The organism is Paraburkholderia terricola (assembly GCF_003330825.1).
GTDB lineage: Bacteria > Pseudomonadota > Gammaproteobacteria > Burkholderiales > Burkholderiaceae > Paraburkholderia > Paraburkholderia terricola.
Genome location: NZ_CP024942.1, coordinates 53,561 through 69,675 on the forward strand (window position 1 = coordinate 53,561; position 16,115 = coordinate 69,675).

The 16,115-nt window shown below is 65.0% G+C and carries 15 protein-coding genes; 7 read left to right on the top strand and 8 right to left on the bottom strand.

Annotated features, from left to right (window positions below; genetic code table 11):
* Nucleotides 1–41: 41 nt before the first annotated feature.
* The 3 genes from CUJ90_RS18640 to CUJ90_RS18650 form a co-directional block, all read right to left on the bottom strand.
* Nucleotides 42–296: a hypothetical protein gene (locus tag CUJ90_RS18640; RefSeq protein WP_073430918.1), complete on the bottom strand. Its 255-nt coding sequence runs from the start codon at nucleotides 294–296 to the stop codon at nucleotides 42–44.
* A gap of 107 nt (nucleotides 297–403) precedes the next feature.
* Nucleotides 404–1,042 carry a C39 family peptidase gene (locus CUJ90_RS18645; RefSeq protein ID WP_114164653.1) on the bottom strand — a complete coding sequence of 213 codons (639 nt, stop codon included), beginning with the start codon at nucleotides 1,040–1,042 and terminating at the stop codon, nucleotides 404–406.
* 20 nt (nucleotides 1,043–1,062) lie between these two features.
* Nucleotides 1,063–2,403 carry an NAD(P)/FAD-dependent oxidoreductase gene (locus CUJ90_RS18650; protein WP_114163622.1) on the bottom strand — a complete coding sequence of 447 codons (1,341 nt, stop codon included), beginning with the start codon at nucleotides 2,401–2,403 and terminating at the stop codon, nucleotides 1,063–1,065.
* A 341-nt stretch (nucleotides 2,404–2,744) separates the two neighbouring features.
* Here CUJ90_RS18650 and CUJ90_RS18660 point away from each other — a divergent pair, with 341 nt between their 5' ends.
* The 3 genes from CUJ90_RS18660 to CUJ90_RS18670 all read left to right on the top strand — a co-directional run bounded on the left by CUJ90_RS18660 (nucleotide 2,745) and on the right by CUJ90_RS18670 (nucleotide 5,641).
* Nucleotides 2,745–2,999 carry a helix-turn-helix domain-containing protein gene (locus tag CUJ90_RS18660; protein WP_073430916.1) on the top strand — a complete coding sequence of 85 codons (255 nt, stop codon included), beginning with the start codon at nucleotides 2,745–2,747 and terminating at the stop codon, nucleotides 2,997–2,999.
* 2 nt (nucleotides 3,000–3,001) lie between these two features.
* Nucleotides 3,002–4,342, top strand: coding sequence for a type II toxin-antitoxin system HipA family toxin (locus tag CUJ90_RS18665; protein ID WP_114163624.1), 1,341 nt, complete (start codon nucleotides 3,002–3,004; stop codon nucleotides 4,340–4,342).
* 444 nt (nucleotides 4,343–4,786) lie between these two features.
* Nucleotides 4,787–5,641: a helix-turn-helix domain-containing protein gene (locus CUJ90_RS18670; protein ID WP_073430914.1), complete on the top strand. Its 855-nt coding sequence runs from the start codon at nucleotides 4,787–4,789 to the stop codon at nucleotides 5,639–5,641.
* Between the two features lie 193 nt (nucleotides 5,642–5,834).
* Here CUJ90_RS18670 and CUJ90_RS18675 read toward each other — a convergent pair whose 3' ends face one another.
* Genes CUJ90_RS18675 through CUJ90_RS18685 form a run of 3 tightly spaced genes read right to left on the bottom strand, consistent with a single transcriptional unit; the run spans nucleotide 5,835 to nucleotide 9,941 of the window.
* The gene (locus CUJ90_RS18675; protein WP_073430913.1) at nucleotides 5,835–7,706 is read right to left on the bottom strand and encodes a hybrid sensor histidine kinase/response regulator; all 1,872 of its coding nucleotides are present in this window, start codon (nucleotides 7,704–7,706) and stop codon (nucleotides 5,835–5,837) included.
* Nucleotides 7,676–8,218, bottom strand: coding sequence for a putative pterin-binding protein (locus CUJ90_RS18680; protein ID WP_083086246.1), 543 nt, complete (start codon nucleotides 8,216–8,218; stop codon nucleotides 7,676–7,678). Before CUJ90_RS18680 ends, CUJ90_RS18675 begins: the two co-directional genes overlap by 31 nt.
* A 28-nt stretch (nucleotides 8,219–8,246) precedes the next feature.
* A complete protein-coding gene (locus tag CUJ90_RS18685; protein WP_114163625.1) occupies nucleotides 8,247–9,941 on the bottom strand; it encodes an ATP-binding domain-containing protein in 1,695 nt (564 codons plus the stop codon).
* A 182-nt stretch (nucleotides 9,942–10,123) separates the two neighbouring features.
* On the opposite strand from CUJ90_RS18685, the gene CUJ90_RS18690 reads away from it, so the two are divergent.
* Both CUJ90_RS18690 and CUJ90_RS18695 read left to right on the top strand, forming a co-directional pair.
* Complete coding sequence (locus CUJ90_RS18690; RefSeq protein WP_073430911.1) at nucleotides 10,124–10,750, top strand: glutathione S-transferase family protein; 627 nt, start codon at nucleotides 10,124–10,126, stop codon at nucleotides 10,748–10,750.
* Nucleotides 10,751–10,814: 64 nt separating this feature from the next.
* The gene (locus CUJ90_RS18695) at nucleotides 10,815–11,432 is read left to right on the top strand and encodes a Fur family transcriptional regulator (protein ID WP_114163626.1); all 618 of its coding nucleotides are present in this window, start codon (nucleotides 10,815–10,817) and stop codon (nucleotides 11,430–11,432) included.
* A gap of 28 nt (nucleotides 11,433–11,460) precedes the next feature.
* Here the strand turns inward: CUJ90_RS18695 and CUJ90_RS18700 are convergent, their stop codons facing one another.
* Nucleotides 11,461–11,973: a response regulator gene (locus CUJ90_RS18700; protein WP_073430909.1), complete on the bottom strand. Its 513-nt coding sequence runs from the start codon at nucleotides 11,971–11,973 to the stop codon at nucleotides 11,461–11,463.
* Between the two features lie 356 nt (nucleotides 11,974–12,329).
* Complete coding sequence (locus CUJ90_RS18705; protein ID WP_114164654.1) at nucleotides 12,330–13,112, bottom strand: TetR/AcrR family transcriptional regulator; 783 nt, start codon at nucleotides 13,110–13,112, stop codon at nucleotides 12,330–12,332.
* Nucleotides 13,113–13,217: 105 nt separating this feature from the next.
* Between CUJ90_RS18705 and CUJ90_RS18710 the strand changes: the two genes are divergently transcribed.
* Together CUJ90_RS18710 and CUJ90_RS18715 are read left to right on the top strand one after the other, a co-directional pair.
* Nucleotides 13,218–14,750 (top strand): MDR family MFS transporter, encoded by a 1,533-nt coding sequence (locus CUJ90_RS18710; protein ID WP_114163627.1) that lies wholly within the window; start codon nucleotides 13,218–13,220, stop codon nucleotides 14,748–14,750.
* Nucleotides 14,751–15,053: 303 nt separating this feature from the next.
* On the top strand, nucleotides 15,054–16,106 hold the full coding sequence (locus CUJ90_RS18715; protein ID WP_244220089.1) for a hypothetical protein: 1,053 nt from the start codon (nucleotides 15,054–15,056) through the stop codon (nucleotides 16,104–16,106).
* The last annotated feature ends 9 nt before the right edge of the window (nucleotides 16,107–16,115 follow it).

Genomic DNA, 16,115 nt, shown 5'->3' on the forward strand with positions numbered 1-16,115 from the left:
AAACTCCGCGCCGACGCGGCGTTGCAAGCCGCGCCGCCGGTTCACTGCGTCGCGGCTTTGTCCTCGTCTTTCTTGCCGTTCTTGAACATGGCGCGGCATGCCGGGCTTAGTTCGTCGATGTGCTGCTTCATGCAGGCCGTGATCTTTTCCTTGTTCGGAATGTGGGCTGCGCAGAAATGCATTGCGTCGCCGCGACAGGCCTTGGCTTGCTGGTCGCGGCTGGCGGCGTCAACCGGGACGGCGGCCGCACTGAGCGCAAGAAGGCTGCCGGCAAAGAGCGCGTAAGTTCGATTCATGTCGGGCTCCCGTATCTCCCATATCGCAAGGATGCGCAAGGATGCGCAAGGCTCCGTGCAAGCGGTTCAGCAGAAAGCGGGCCCGATCATCGCGCAACCGGAGCCGCTTACCACGCCGCGCGCCCGTGCGTGAGCGTCATGCCACGCCCCGCGTAGAAACGCGTCATGGTCGCGAATGGCAGATAGGCATCCGCCTGATGCGGCGCGATGCCCGACGGATTGTGAAACCACACGCCCTCGCGATCGCGCCCGTGCAGCAGGATCAGATGGCCGCCCTGGCGTTGATTCGGCCGTGCGGGATAGCGAATCTCGGGGCTCACGGAAACGATCGCCAGCGTGTCGGCGTTCAGGCGCGCGGCGATTTCCTCTAGCGGCGCTTGTGGCAGCACATCGACGTGAAGACCGAAGGCGGCGCTTGCCCAGTCGGCGAACGGCCGGTAGATCAGACCGTCCACGCCGCCGTCCGCGCGCACCCGGTACACGCCATGCCGCAACGCTTCGTCGAGCAGCGCGGCGCGCGGCGCGTGGCCGATACGCCAATAGTCGAGCGCGGATTCGAGGCACGTCAGACCGCACAGGCGCTTCGCCCAGAAGCGGTAACGCTCGGGATCGTCGAAGCCGCTGCGCCGCCAGGCCGGATCGTCGCACGGGTCGCCCTGCTGCTCGACGATATGGCGAACCCATTCGGGACTGCCCCATTGCGAGTAGTACGGCACGCCGGCGTGGCGCAGTGTCGGGTCGTTCATCGTCGTAAGCGGGAGCGAAGTCATAACATGCTGCGAGGCCGTTGCATCGTGCCGTCGAAGAAACGCTGCAAACGGAAAGCCGACAGATCGAGCGACGGTTCTCCGCCGTCGTTCATCTCGGCGAGCAGCTTGCCGACGATCGGACCCATGGCGAAACCGTGGCCGCAAAAACCGGTGGCGATGGTCAGGCCGCCGACCTGCGGCGGCGCGTCGATCACCGGTAGGCCGTCGGGCAGCACGTCGATCAGGCCAGCCCATGCCTCGACCACCTGGGCCTCCTTCAGCGCGGGAAACAGCGCACGCAGCTTCTTCAACGCGCGCGGCGCGTGGCTCGCGTTCGGCTGCGGATGCGGGTCGCGCGGATGCAGGACGCGTTCGCCTTGCGGCACCACGCCCGGCAGACGGTCACGCAAATCGCGCAGGCATGCGCCGTTCAGATGGAAGCTGAACTTCTCGCGCTGGCTCCACAGTTCCGGCAGAAACCATTTGAGCGCGCGGAAATGGCCGAGGGTCATGTCGACGTCGACCTGCATGTCGTCGGCGAGATTGATCACGCCGTTCGCGCGTTGCCGAATGCCGAGCCCCTGCCCCCAGAAAGTGGATGCGGTGACGCGCGGCAGCGGATTGGTGCGCATGCAGGTGCCGCGCACCGCTTGCTGCGGCAACGCCAGTCCTAGCGTGTCGAGCAGACGCCAGCTACTCGCGCCGGCCGCGCAGATGAAGCGCGACGTGCGAATCGTGCCGCGCTCGGTCACCACGCCGGCGACCGCGCCGGCCGCGCGCTCGACGCCGGTCACGCCGCAGCCTTCGAAGAACAGCGCGCCGGCCTGCGCCGCCCGCGCGGCAAAGGCCGCGGCGGCGCGGCGCGGTTCCGCCTGGCCGTCGCTGGGGGTGTAGAGGCCGCCGAGCGCCGGGCCTTGCATGCCGGTCACGATGGTGTCGATCTGCTTGCGGTCGAGCACACGGGTGTCGAGCCCATGCTGACGCGCGACGTCCATCCATTGCTGGAACGAACTCCAGTCCTTCTCCTTCGTTGCCACGTACAGGCAGCCGCCCTGACGCCATTCGAGATCGAAGTTCAGCTCGCTTTCGAGCCCTTTCCACAGCGGGATGCCCGCCATCATCAGCGGCACTTCAGCAGCCTCGCGGCCCTGCTGGCGCACGAAACCCCATGCCCGCGACGACTGCTGCCCCGCAATGCGCGACTTGTCGAGCACCACCGCCGACAGGCCGCGGCGGGCCAGATAGTAGGCGGCCGCGCAGCCCATGATGCCGGCGCCGGCGATCACCACATCGGCACGTTTCGGGAACGCCTGATCGGCGGGCGTGAAGCTCGCGTGCAGCGGATAGGTCGTGGTCATCGGGCAGGAAAGGTTTTAAGTGGAGGAATAATCTTCGCAGGCGGCAGCGTTGTCCGCAATGCCGCGGCGGTCGCGAGGCACGGGGCGCATGGGCTCGCGGCGTCGTTGCGTCTGCGGTTTGCGGTTTGCGGTTTGCGGTTTGCGGTTTGCGGTTTGCGGTTTGCGGTTTGCGGTTTGCGGTTTGCGGTTTGCCGGGAGCACGCCAGCGCGGTTTATTCGCCATACGCATATTCGCCTTTTATTCGCTAGACAGATATTTGCAGAATATGTGCCACACGAATATTTGACAAATATCCGCGTGACGCATAAAGTGCGTTTATTCGTCTCGCGGATATTTTGCCATGCTCCATCTCATCGCCACGCCGGGTCAAATGGCCCTGCTGCTCGCCGCCGGCCGGCGCCAGGCCGGCCTCACGCAGGCGCAAGCCGCGGCGCGGGTCGGCATCAGCCAAAGCCGCATTTCGGCGCTCGAAACCGACGCAGCGGCCATTACCCTCGCGCAATTGCTGGCGCTGTGCGGCGCCTACGGCCTGCAATTGCAGGTACGCGACAAGAACCAGCCGGTGTCTGATCCGGCGCCGTTGATCGAGTGGTGAGCATGGGTCGGCAAACGCATTCACGGGCGCTTTCAGTGTGGGCCAATGGCGAGCGCGTCGGCGTGTGGCGCCTTCCCACGCGCGGTTCGATGGAGTTCGCCTACGATCCCGCGTGGGTCGCCTCGCCCGCGGGCCGGCCGCTTTCGCTGTCGCTGCCGTTCACGCCGAGCAACCTGCCGCAGAAAGGCTCGCGCGTGCTCAACTATTTCGACAACCTGCTGCCCGACAGCGAGGCAATCAGAAAACGCATCGCCCAACGCTACCAGACCGAGACGCTGGATGCGTTCGATCTGCTGCAAGCGATCGGCCGCGATTGCGTGGGCGCCGTCCAGTTGCTCGCCGAGGACGACGCGCCAACCGGTGTCGAACAGATCGAGGGCACGCCGCTCGCAGACAGCGAGATCGAGGCCATGCTGGCGCGCACGGTCGGCAACCCGGCGCTCGGCACGCCCGACCAGGCCGACGACTTCCGCATCTCGCTCGCCGGCGCGCAGGAAAAAACCGCGCTGCTGCGGCACGACGGCAAGTGGCAGCGCCCGCATGGCGCGACGCCCACCACGCACATTTTCAAGCTGCCGCTTGGCCTCGTGGGCAACAAGCTCGCGGACCTCAGCACGTCGGTTGAAAACGAGTGGCTATGCCTGCGCATTCTGCGCGCCTATGGCTTGCCGGTCGCGAACACCGACATGCTGACCTTCGGCAAGCAGCGCGTGCTGAGCGTCGAGCGCTTCGACCGGCAACTGCATTCGAGCGGGCAATGGCTGCTGCGGTTGCCGCAGGAGGACTTCTGCCAGGTGTACGGCGTGCCGTCGCATCGCAAGTACGAAAACGAAGGCGGCCCCGGCTTGCTCGACCTCGCGCGAATTCTTCAGCAGTCGGTCACGGCCCAGCAGGACATCGAAACGCTGCTGGCTAGTCAGATCCTGTTCTGGATGCTGGCCGCGCCGGACGGCCACGCCAAGAACTTCAGCATTCGCCTGCTGGCGGGCGGCCAGTATCGGCTCACGCCGCTCTACGACGTAATGTCGATCTGGCCGGTGGAAGGCAACGGTCCGAACCAGTGGTCGTGGTTCAAGGCGAGACTCGCGATGGCGATGTGGTCGCGCAGCAAACACGATGCGTTTCGCGACGTGCAGCGGCGTCACTTCAACACGATGGCGCTGAAGTGCTCGCACAGCGCCAACGCCGAGCCGCTGATCCGGCGGCTGATCGAACAGACGCCGCAAGTGATCGAACAGGTCTCGGCCGAATTGCCGGAGCGGTTCCCCGCCAAGGTGGCCGAGCGGATCTTCAAAGGACTGAAAACCTCGGCGGCCAGGCTGGAGAAAATGCCGGCAACGTAGGCTTCGGATTGCAGACGGCGGCTTGAGCGCTTCTGGCTCGATGCGGTTCGAGGACACTTGCTTAAGCCTTCCTTAAGCTCGCGGGCAATACCCTTATCGGCTGCTCATGAAAAGGCGAGTCCGCCATCTTTTTTCGTTTGCCGGGCACCGCTCGGACGGTGCGCGCCGCAAGGGCTGCGAGCGGCTCCATGTATTTCCCTACAGATACGACGCGTCACATCGGTAAAATACCGTTAATGCCGAGTGCATAAACAGATCGCCGAATCTGTCCGTTCGCGCCGCGCGCGGACCGGTTCAGCGGCCGTCCTACAAAAACACAGGTCGCGATACTTTACGGTACATTTGCTGTCCCTCGCGTTGCCCGTGTCAATGCACATTGAATGCATGAGCGAGTGGCGTATCGCATTCCCCACAGCCCTTTACGACGGCGGATTTTCACGCAGTATGGCCAACGAAACACACTCACCCGACTCCATCGCAGTCGCCGAACGCGTGCGCGAGTTGATGAGCCGGCACGGAATCGGCAAACGCCAGCAAACCACGGAACTCTGCCGCATCCTCGATCTGAGTTTTTCGCAGGGGCACCGCAAGCTGCGCGGCAACAGTCCGTGGACCCTCTCGCAGATCAAGAAGGTCGCCGAGGTGTTCGGCGAACCCGCCGCCCAGCTATTCGGCGCGCAATCGCTCGATCCGGGCATGGTCGGCGCGATCGCGCAGGAAGCCGTGTTCAGCATCGGCGCGACCGAACTGGCCTGCACCGCCTGGGTCGGCGCCGCGCTCGAACCCGGCAGCCGCCCGGAATTCGTCGCCTATTCCAAGCTCGGCCAATGGCGCGTTGCGCGTCACGACGGCGCGCTCTATCAGAGCGCCTACGAAGTCCACAAGATCGAAATCTATCCGCGCCGCGCCGAGACCGACAAGCCGACCATCGCGGTAGTCGACGACGATCAGGCCAGCGCCGACAACCTGCGCGACTATCTGGAGCGCAGCGGCTTTACGGCGGTGGCGATCTACGGCCTGACGTCGTTCGCCGAGCAACTGCAAAGCCAGGTGTTCGACGGCGTGGTGATCGACTGGCTGTTCGGCTCGCAGACTTCGGCGGCGGCGATTCGGGCGGTGCGCGCGTCGGAGAATCCGGACGCGCCGATTTTCGTGCTGACCGGCGAATTGCTGACGGGCAAGGCCAGCGAATCGGAGATCAGCCAGGTGATACGCAACTACGACGTGGCGTGCTACGAAAAGCCCGCGCGCATGGCGATTCTGGTCGCCGATCTCTCCAAGCGGCTGAATCGGCCGTAAAGCGTCGGCCGTCAAGCGACGACCGTCAAGCGCGGGTCAGCGGCTGAAGGTGTGTGCTCAGGTTGATGCCCGCCTCCATCGCCTCCATTGCGCGCTTCCATGCGCCGTATCACACGCGCCTCGCTTCATAGTCCGCTTTGCAACCCGCTTTGCAACCCGCTTCACAACCCGCCTTGCAACCGCTCCCCCCGCTTCACACCGTATGCCGCGACGCCAGCGCTCGCTGCAACGCCTGACGCAAATCCTCGTAATGCACCGGCTTTAACAACGCTTCAAAAAACGGCTTCGAATCGGCCTCGCCTTCGGCCACGACGTTTTTCGTTCCAGCCACATCCGCCTCCGGCGCATACGCGCTGACCACGATCACCGGCACGCCTGCCGACGGTCCGCCGCGCACGGCGAAGTCCGCGAGAAACGCATAGCCGTCGCGCTCCGGCATATGCAGATCGAGCAGCACCACGTCGCAGCGGCGCGTGTCGAGCCACGCGAGCGCGTCGTCGGCGTTGGCGGCGACGTGCGCGTCGAAACCCATGTGCGCGACCATTTCGCTCAACGACTCGCGGATCAGCCGGTTGTCGTCGACGATCAGCACGCACGGCCGCTCGCCGCCCGCTTGCGCGTGAACGCTCACGCCTGCCGGCGCGACAGCCGCGACCGGCGTGACCGGAATCGTCACCGTGAAGGTCGTGCCCTGGCCCACCGTGCTCGCGACGTCGACGGTGCCGCCGAACAGCCTGACCAGCCCCTGCACGATCGTCAGCCCCATCCCCGCGCCTTCGAAGCGGCGCGTGCGCGACGCGTCCAGTTGCGTGAACTCCTGGAAGATCAGCGGAATCTGCGCATGCGGCACGCCCGGTCCCGTATCGCTGACGATGAACGTCAGCGTCTCCGGCTGCTGCTTCAACCGCACGCGCACCGTGCCGGTTTCGGTGTAGCGGATCGCGTTGGTGACCAGGTTGTTGACGATCTGGCGGATGCGGTGCGGATCGGAGTCGACCAGGCCGCTCACGCCGCCTGCCTCGATGACCTCGCTTTCGAGTTTCAGCCCGCGCGCGGCAGCCGACATCGCGTGCTCGTCGACGATCGACGCCAGCAATTCGCGCGGCTCGAAATGCTCGTGACGCAATTCGAGCTTGCCCGCGCCGAGGCGCGCGTAGTCGGTGAGGTCTTTCATCTGCGCCTCGAGATGCCGCGCCGCGGTTTCGAGCCGCTGGATCACCTTGCGGTCGGCTTCGGAATGGTAGTTGAAGCCCAGCAATTCGATCGACGAGACGATGGCGTGCAGCGGCGTGCGCAGTTCATGGCTGATCATGCCGAGGAACGCGTCCTTGGCGAGACTCGCCTCGCGCGCCGCGCGGCTCGCCTGGTGCTCGGCTTCGAGCGCCGCGTGCTGCTGAAGCATCAGACGCGTGCGGCGCCGGCCGTTGAGCACGAGCAGCAGCGTGGCGGCCGCCGACAGCAACAGCATCAACATGCCGCCCGCGAACAACAAGCGTCGCTTGTCGATGAAATCGCGGCTCATTGCCTCGCGATCGGCGACATCGGCGAAACGGCGGCTCAACGCCAGGTCGTTGACTTCGTTCCAATGCAGGCGCAACTGCGCAACGATCTGATTGGCGCCGCGGCGGTCCTTCGCCACGGCGGCGACCTCAGGCGCGAGGCCGGTGAGCAGACGATCGAGCGACTGCACTTCGTCGCGTTGCCGCTGCAGCAAAGGCACTTGCGCGGTCAGCCTGCTCGTGGAGCCGGCCAGCACGTGCAGCTTCGATTGCAGCAGTTGATAGCGCAGCAGCAGGCGCGGATAGTCGTCGTCGACGCCCGACTGATACAGCAGCAACTGATTCTCGAAACGCGCGTAGGCGATTTGCAGTTGCGCCGCGTCCCAGTAGAAGCCGTCGTAGGTGCCGGTCAACTGCTCGGTGGCGCGCGGGTTCAGCAGATTCGCGTACAACAGATAGCCGATCGCGCCGGCCGGCGCCGCGAGCGCGGTGAGCCAGATCAGCACGTAGAGAACGCGGCGCCACGGACGGCGCGCTATTTGACGATGAGAGCCTTGATCTGCCATACGAATTTCGAATCGCTCGCTGCGCCCACGAGTTCGTCGGGGAACGCATCGCGCGGATAGATAAGGAACAGCGGCCCGAAGTCGCTAAGCTTCAGACGCCGGCCATTCATGCTGTACGCGACGATCACGCCATAGCGATCGCAGTCCGACACCGGCACGGTGTAGGTGTAGTCGTCGAACGTATGGATCTCCACGTGATCGCCGTACGCGCCGACTGTCTTCAGAATATCCGCGAGCAGCGGTCCCGTGAAGGTAGAGCGCGGAGTCCACGTGGTGCTCGTCGTGATCGCATGCACCGGCAGCGCGAGCAGTTGCGCCTCGGTGAAGTGATACGACTGGCGCGAGGCGTCGGTGGTCCTCGCGATCTTGCCCTTCACGTCGAGCGAGAAGGGCACCGAGTCCTGCTGAGCGTGCGCGCTCCATGCCGCCAGCGCGAACATCAGGCCCATTGCCCAGCGCGCACCCCGGTACGCGCGTTTCCCACCCTGCATTTTTTTGGTCACCTTGGTCATGTTTTTTTCCGTTGTTTTTTGCGGCGCGCTACGTTTCTCCAACTTCCCGTGCTTCTCTGATTTCCTTACCGTCGCGCAGATGCAGATGCCGCGCGGCCCGCTGCGAAGCGACCACGATCAGCTTCATGGTCGCGCGGGTGGCGCCGACGAACAGCTTGCGCGCGATGCGCTCGTCGAACGCAGCGAAGTCGATCTCCGTGAAAATCACGCACGGCGCCGCTTGCCCCTTGAAGCGGTAGATCGACTCGAACAGCACGTCGCCCTCGCGGTATTCCGGGTTGCCGAACAGGTCGTATTTGCCCGTGAAACTGCGCAGCCGGTGCGGACCGAGATGATCCTGGGCGGTGATCGCCGAACCTTCGCGGCCGCGGAAGGACAGCACCACGATGTCCTGCTTGCGAAAGCCGAGCGAGAGTGCCTGCGTGATCGCGCGCTTGGTGGCCTCGATGCTGCCTTCGACGGCATGGGCTTCGTCGTAGACGGACAGCGCAATGTCCGAGCCGTCGAACGGACTGCCCGATGCGAGCGCCGCCGCGACCGGCACCGCGGCGCCGACCACGTCGCGCACATAGTCGAGGATGTCGCGCGGGCTGCGATAGTTGGTGGTTTCCTTCAGCGTGGTCCAGCCGGGCAGATCGACCGGCTCACGCATGTACAGGTTCTGCAGCGGGTCTTCGAGCCACCACCACGCCGCGCCAGGGCGCAGCAGTCGCTCGAGCGCCGCGACCCACGGCTGCTGGAAGTCCTGCCCTTCGTCGACGATCAATACGTCGAATTGCCAGCGCGCGCCGATCGGCGTCTGCGCGAAAACCGTTTCGAGCTGGTCGAAGACGTCGCCCGAACGGAAATCCGGCTCGCGGCCCGCATCGCGCGCAATCCAGTCGCACAGTTGGTGATAGTTCGCCACCTTCGCCTCGGGCGGCGCGACTCGCGCGATGTGATCGGCCAGCGGCCGGTTGAAGCACACATATAAAGGCCGCTGGCCGCGCGCCACCGCGTCCTTCATCACCTGCACCGCGAGTTGCGTCTTGCCGGAGCCGGCCGTGCCGATCACGCGCAGCCGGAACGGCGAAAATTCGAGCCGCCGCGCCCATGTCGCGAGACCGCCGGCGAGGCGCGTGACGAGCGTGCCCGCCTGTCCGACCAGCGCGCTGGCGTCGGGCGTGAGCGCGAGTTCGTCGGCGAGAAAGTGATGGATTTTCGGCGCGCAGGCAAGGCGCGGCTCGTCCGCCGGCAACGCCTCGCGGATGATCGCCGCGAGCCGGGTCTTGCGCGTGGCGTCGACGATGCGCGCCGGGTTCACGCCCGCGATCGCCGCGTCCTTGACGATGTGGTCCGGGCAATACAGCAGTTCCTCGATGAAATACGTGCCCGCGCCGAATGCCGCGGTAAAACGCCGGTGCAGCCCCTCGATGGTGTGCGCGAGCGCGATCGCCACGTTGCGCTCCGTTTGCAGATAGACCTTGACGAGACCCTTCGGCGTTTCGCGCAGGAAACCGGTTTTCTGCTCGACGATCATCACGCGCCCCGCCGGACTGACGATCACGAAATCGGCCTCGCCGAACACCGAAAAGTTCTGGTTCAGACGCGTCCAGTGCACGCCGTGATAGACGGTATAGCCGTCGGGCAGCGTGTCTTCCAGCAACGCGAGGGTTTCGCGTTCGCGTGCCGCCGCGCCGGTGGCGGCGAGGCTCTTCCAGTCGTCGGGGACAATGCGGGCCATGCGGTGCCTCGTCGTATTCGGGTGCGCTCATTGTACGCAACGCGCAGATGTTTCCGGCATGCGCCTCGACGTGGGCCGATCGCGACCCGCCGCGTGCAAAACCATGCGCATCGTGTATCGTTACTGGCTGAACGCCGCGCGCCGGGCGCGGCTTGCCAACTGTAAAGAAGAGGATTTGCCGGATGATCACGATCTGGGGACGCACTAATTCGGTCAACGTTCAGAAAGTCTTGTGGTGCTGCGATGAGCTGGTGCTGCCCTACGAGCGCATCGACGCCGGTCTGCAATTCGGCCGCAACAACGAACCCGACTATCTCGCGATGAACCCGACCGGCAAGATTCCGACGCTGGTCGACGACGGCTTCGTGCTGTGGGAATCGAACTCGATCCTGCGCTATCTGGTGCTGCAATACGGCGAGGCGAGCCTGCTGTATCCGTCCGAGCCCAGGCTGCGCGCGAGCATCGACCGCTGGCTCGACTGGTCGCTCTCCACGTTGCAACCCACCGAGCGTCCGGTGTTCTGGGCGCTTGTACGCACGCCGGCCGCCGAGCGCGACGCCGCCAAACTCGCGGCCGACTTCAGCGCGGTCACGCTGCTGTGGCGCATGCTCGACACGCACCTGCAAGGCCGCTTCTTCCTCGAGGGCGAACGGTTCACGCTCGCCGACATCGTGGTCGGCGCATACGCGAAACGCTGGTTCGGGGTGGACGGCGTCGAGCGTCCGCCGCTGCCGAACGTGGAGCGATGGTATTCGCGCCTCGCCACGCGGCCGGGCTTCAAGAAATACGTTGATTTTCCGCTGACGTGAAGCGTGGCTGGCAGCCGTGCCATGCACCGGCACGGCGCGGCGCGATGGCCCTTATAATCGACGCATGAAAACCGCCAAGCCCACCGCGACCGCCGCTGTGAAAGCCGCTGCGCAATCCACCGCGCAATCCACCGCGCAATCCACTACAGCCAGCTCCGCTCATTCTCATGCAGCGGGGCACATGCACGGCGATTCGCAGGAAGCCGCACTGACCCTCGCGGAAGAATACTGCCGCGAACGCGGCGAAAAACTCACGCCGATCCGCCGCAAGGTGCTCGAATTGCTGTTGAATTCGGGGCGCGCCACCAAGGCCTATTCGCTGCTCGACGAGATGCGCCAGATCCACCCTGGTTCGGCGCCGCCCACGGTTTATCGGGCACTGGACTTTCTGCTGTCGGCGGGGCTCGTGCATCGGATCGAATCGATCAATGCGTTCACCGTCTGCCACGATCTGACGCAATGCCAGCACGGCATTCTCGTGGTCTGCCAGCAATGCGGCACCGTCACCGAGTTGCATCAGCCGAAGCTGCGCCAGGCGCTCGTCGCGCAAATCGAAGACGCGGGCTACCGCCTCGCCAGCGATGAGATCGAGTTGAAGGGACTGTGTTCCGCCTGTCAGGCAGCGGAAGCGGCGGCGACCGCCGCCGCGGTTTCAGCGGCATCCGTCGCCGCCGCGAAATAACGGCGACGCGCGTTTTGCAGCGGTCCGATCAACCCGCCGAGCGGGCGTCGATCGCGTCGTGCAGCAAAGTCACCAGATCTTCCGGCAACGCCGGTTTGGTCATGAAATGCTGGAAGCCTTCGCCGATACTGCGCAAGCGATAAGCGTCGTCGGTATGACCCGTGAGCGCCACGGCCACCGAAGGCGCGTGATCGCCGCGAATCTCGTGATCGCGCAGCCGCTGGATCAGATAGAAGCCGTCCATGGCCGGCAGTTCCAGATCGCATACCACGGCGTCGGGCAATAAACGCAGCGCCGCTTCGACACCCTCTTCCGCATCCGCCACCGCGACGACATGCGCACCTTCCGCTTCGAGTAACAAGGTCAGCGATTCCCGGCTATCCGGGTCGTCTTCGACGAGCACGATCGTGGCCTGATCGAGTCTCAATGCTCCGTTCATGTTCTGTTGTTGCTCTAAAAAACCGGTTAGGCCGTCAGACTTGGCCAACTTATCGCCCTGCTGCTTGCCGCCGATTTGCGCGGCTGGGTTGTTGCTGTTCATGATTCCGACCCGGCTTCGCGCACCGAGTTGCAGACAGGCACACGATTTTAAAACATGGCCTTGGCGCAACGCGTGCGCACAGTAACGCGCCAAAATTGCACGCGGATGAAGAAACGGCCCTCGACGCCGTGACGATGGCGAGTCGATAGCCGACATCCGATTCGCCGCGGCGGTTCGTGCCCCCGTTGGCACGGCCATTCTCGCCTGGCGTCGTTTCTCGAATTCGTATTCCGCTTGCGGCGCGGGCGACATTGCTTATTCCGCCCGGCGCTCACTTCCACCCGACAGGTAGCATGCCGCGTGCCGCGGCGGCTTCCGGCTCGCGGCATCGGCGCACTTTGCGGCGAACCCGCGCTTTAACCGGCTTTCTTCGGACCTATGCCCTGCACCAGCAGCGCCACCGCATGCCGCGCGATTTCCTCGCCGCCGACGTTGCACCGCATGGGATCCTCGCGCCACAGCTTTGAGGTGGCCAACGGCAGAATCGTCAGACCAAGCAACGTGACGAAAACCAGCGACGGCTCCAGCGCCGCGTTCAGGCGCCCCTCCTTTTGCCAGCGCGCGATGCATTCGAGCGACGCCTTCTGTTGCACGTTGCCGAACCGTTCATGCATGCGCTGGCGCAGCAAGCCGCCGTCGCTGATGACCTCGCGCACCCATAGCGACGGAAACCACGGATTCTCGCTCGCCACTTGCACCAACCGCTGCGTGAGCGTGGTGATCGCCGCCACCGGATCGTCGGCGTGCTCCTGAAACGGCACGCCGAGCCCGGCGCGCAGCGGCGCGAAGCGCTCGTCGATCAGCACGTCGAGTAGCTGATCTCGCGTCTTGAAGTAGTAATGCATCATTGCCGGCGTGAAGCCCGCCTCGCGAGCGATCTCGCCAAGCGTGGTATCGACGATGCCCTGCCGCGCGAAGAGCGCGAGCGCCGCCTCCAGCAAACGGCCGCGCTGCTCCGGTCCGCGCGCGGCGCCCGAGGGCCGGCCGGGGCGCCGTGCGGGCGCTCCGGCTGCCACGCTTGCGGGGTTGACGTCTCCACCAGCGCCTCCACGAGCGGCTTCACCAGCGGCTTCAAGCCGCCCCTGCTTCGCGGGCTTGCGCGGTTTCGCAGTCGCCGCATTACGTGGCGCGACTTTCATCTTGTGCTCATCGGACGGAATTCTTGCCATTGCATTCAATTTGACCGGGGCGGCGATGTCGCATATATTAATCGCCACATTAATTAATTTCAATAGCGAGTCGCCATGGATCAATCGACAACGACTCAACCTATCGAACTGGCGGACACCGGGGCGCAGCCAGCCGCGGCCGCCGATCAACCGCCGATCCGCCTGCTGTTCCCTGCGCTGCTGCTCGTCATGCTGCTCGCCGCGCTCGATCAGACGATCGTCTCCACCGCGTTGCCGACGATCGTCGGCGAACTGGGCGGGCTCAACAATCTGTCGTGGGTGGTGACCGCCTACCTGCTGAGCTCGACCATCGTCGTGCCGCTGTACGGCAAGTTCGGCGACCTGTTCGGCCGCAAGATCGTGCTGCAAACGGCGATCGTGCTGTTCCTCGTCGGCTCCGCGCTGTGCGGCGTCGCGCAGGACATGACCCAGTTGATCGTGCTGCGCGCGCTGCAAGGGCTCGGCGGCGGCGGCCTGCTGGTCGTGACGATGGCCGCGATCGCGGACGTGATTCCGCCGGCCGAGCGCGGCCGCTATCAGGGCGTGTTCGGCGGCGTGTTCGGTCTCGCCACCGTGGTCGGGCCGCTGCTCGGCGGTTTTCTCGTCGAGCATCTCACGTGGCGCTGGATCTTCTACATCAACCTGCCGCTCGGCATCGTCTCGCTGCTCGTGATCGGCGCGGTGTTCAAGCCGCACGCGCGTCATGTGAAGCACACCATCGACTATATGGGCGCCGCCTTTCTCGCCGGCGCGCTCACCTGCATCATCCTGTTCACGAGCCAGGGCGGCACGATCCTGCCGTGGTCGTCGCCGCAACTGTGGTTCACGCTGGGCATGGGGCTGGTGGCGACCTGGGGCTTCATCCACGAAGAGCGCAGCGCGGTCGAGCCGATCATGCCGCTCGAGCTTTTCAAACAGCGCACGTTTTTGCTGAGCAGCCTGATCGGCTTCATCATCGGCGTGTCGATGTTCGGGTCGGTCACGTTTCTGCCGCTCTATTTGCAAGTGGTCAAGGGTTCGACGCCCACCCAAGCCGGCATCCAGATGCTGCCGATGATGGGCGGCCTGTTCGTGATGTCGATGGTGACCGGCCGCGTGATCAGCAAGATCGGCAGATACCGCATGTTCCCGATCGCCGGCACGCTGCTCGTGGCCGTTGCCATGCTGCTGCTCGCACGCCTGCAGATCGGCACGCCGATCCATGTGATGTATATCGACATGGGCATTCTCGGCTGCGGCCTCGGCATGGTGATGCAGGTGCTGATCCTCGCCGTGCAGAACAGCGTCGAATTCAGGCATGTGGGCGTCGCCACGTCGGGCGCCACGCTGTTCCGTTCGATAGGCGGGTCGATCGGCGTGGCCGCGTTCGGCGCGGTGTTCTCGAACGGCCTTGCGTCGCGCCTCGAAAAACTGCTTCCTCCCGACACCGAATTGCCGCACGCGCTCGGGCCCACTGCCATTCACGCGTTGCCTCAAGCGTTGCGCGACGATTACCTGCATGCGTTCGCCGGCGCGCTGCACACGGTGTTCCTCGCGGCGGCTTGCGTGGTGCTGGTTGCCTTTGCGCTCGCGTGGCTTTTAAAGGATCATCCGCTGCGCAAGCAGTGAGCGAAGCACTCGCGTCCGTTCGTCCTCCGACATGCGAGATGCTTCGCCATACTATGAATGTGCGCTAACGCACATAAGGTAGGTAGCAACTTCGATTGACGTTCGCAACGAAACGCCACATATTGCAGGCGGCGGCATCGCAAGCGTGCGCTTGCGCCCCGACACTCCCCGGCGCATGTGGATCGTGATTTCCGCGGACATCGCTCCTGCCTCAGCACGGTCCGGGGCATGCCGTATGGCATTGTTTTCCACAGGTGGGGCCACAGCATGTCCACCCAGTCAGCACCCGGACATAGTTTTCCCATGCCCTGCAATCGGTGTGGCGGCGCCCTGTACCGCCAGGTCGACTATTGCCCGTATTGCGGCGCGGCGCATCCGCTCGATACCAGCCCACCTAAGCGCACCGTCATTCCCGGCAGCCGCGCCAGCGCCACGAGCGGAGCGGCGCGCAACAGCGGCTTCGATCCCCTCGCACCTGGAGAAGTACAACTTGCGGCGGGTGCCGCGCGCGTCGGCGCGGCCGCGTCTGCCGAGGTCGCGCTGCATGCGCCGATAGCGGTGTCGCCGGATACGTCGATCCCTTCTCTCGCCGGCGCGCTTGATTCGCATGGCCGCGCCGCGCACCGGATTCGCAGGCTGCTATGGGCGATCGCGGCGATTGTCGGAATCGGCCTCGCCTATGTCGGCTATGCGCTATTCGGCGACAGCCATGAAGCGCGCAACGGCAACAACGCGCAGATCGCCGAAACCGATCAGGATGCGAGGACAACGACCACCACGACCGGAACAATCGCGCGCTATGCACCCGCTCAGTCGACGAATCAGGCGGCCGCTGTCGAGCCGGCCAAGGCTGACGATGCGATGAAGGCAACGCCGGCGACTCCCGCGACGCCGCTCGCGCCTGAAGCGGTGATGCAACCCGCCGCGCCGCGTTTTAGCGATGCCGGTCAAGCCATGCGTTCCGCGCGCCTCGCGTTCGACGCCAACGATCTGTCCGCGGCGCAAGCCGCGCTCGGCGCCGCGCAAACGCTGCGACCGGAGAATACGGACGCACGGAACCTGGCGGCCGAACTGAAGCCGCTCACCGCGCGCCGCGACATCGCGTTGCAAGCGGCGCAACTCTGCGCCGCGCAACAGTCGTGGACCTGCGCGCGCCAGCACGCCAACGAGGCGCTCACTATCGATACAGGCAGCGAAACCGCCAAAACCATTTTGCAGCGCGTGATTCGCGAGACCGGCTGGAAGCCGCTCAGTCCAGCGCAAGCCGCATCGCCATCGCCATCACCATCGCGGCAAGCCCGGTTGCCAACGCGTTTATCAAAAGGCGGCGCGCACTTGCGCGAGAAGCGCTTCTAACCTGAACCA

What these genes read in the sequence shown, in the direction of transcription:
- CUJ90_RS18640 (WP_073430918.1), bottom strand. Translation starts at nt 296, where the DNA reads ATGAATCGAACTTACGCGCTCTTTGCCGGCAGCCTTCTTGCGCTCAGT.
- CUJ90_RS18645 (WP_114164653.1), bottom strand. Translation starts at nt 1,042, where the DNA reads ATGAACGACCCGACACTGCGCCACGCCGGCGTGCCGTACTACTCGCAA.
- CUJ90_RS18650 (WP_114163622.1), bottom strand. Translation starts at nt 2,403, where the DNA reads ATGACCACGACCTATCCGCTGCACGCGAGCTTCACGCCCGCCGATCAG.
- CUJ90_RS18660 (WP_073430916.1), top strand. Translation starts at nt 2,745, where the DNA reads ATGCTCCATCTCATCGCCACGCCGGGTCAAATGGCCCTGCTGCTCGCC.
- CUJ90_RS18665 (WP_114163624.1), top strand. Translation starts at nt 3,002, where the DNA reads ATGGGTCGGCAAACGCATTCACGGGCGCTTTCAGTGTGGGCCAATGGC.
- CUJ90_RS18670 (WP_073430914.1), top strand. Translation starts at nt 4,787, where the DNA reads ATGGCCAACGAAACACACTCACCCGACTCCATCGCAGTCGCCGAACGC.
- CUJ90_RS18675 (WP_073430913.1), bottom strand. Translation starts at nt 7,706, where the DNA reads ATGGCAGATCAAGGCTCTCATCGTCAAATAGCGCGCCGTCCGTGGCGC.
- CUJ90_RS18680 (WP_083086246.1), bottom strand. Translation starts at nt 8,218, where the DNA reads ATGACCAAGGTGACCAAAAAAATGCAGGGTGGGAAACGCGCGTACCGG.
- CUJ90_RS18685 (WP_114163625.1), bottom strand. Translation starts at nt 9,941, where the DNA reads ATGGCCCGCATTGTCCCCGACGACTGGAAGAGCCTCGCCGCCACCGGC.
- CUJ90_RS18690 (WP_073430911.1), top strand. Translation starts at nt 10,124, where the DNA reads ATGATCACGATCTGGGGACGCACTAATTCGGTCAACGTTCAGAAAGTC.
- CUJ90_RS18695 (WP_114163626.1), top strand. Translation starts at nt 10,815, where the DNA reads ATGAAAACCGCCAAGCCCACCGCGACCGCCGCTGTGAAAGCCGCTGCG.
- CUJ90_RS18700 (WP_073430909.1), bottom strand. Translation starts at nt 11,973, where the DNA reads ATGAACAGCAACAACCCAGCCGCGCAAATCGGCGGCAAGCAGCAGGGC.
- CUJ90_RS18705 (WP_114164654.1), bottom strand. Translation starts at nt 13,112, where the DNA reads ATGAAAGTCGCGCCACGTAATGCGGCGACTGCGAAACCGCGCAAGCCC.
- CUJ90_RS18710 (WP_114163627.1), top strand. Translation starts at nt 13,218, where the DNA reads ATGGATCAATCGACAACGACTCAACCTATCGAACTGGCGGACACCGGG.
- CUJ90_RS18715 (WP_244220089.1), top strand. Translation starts at nt 15,054, where the DNA reads ATGCCCTGCAATCGGTGTGGCGGCGCCCTGTACCGCCAGGTCGACTAT.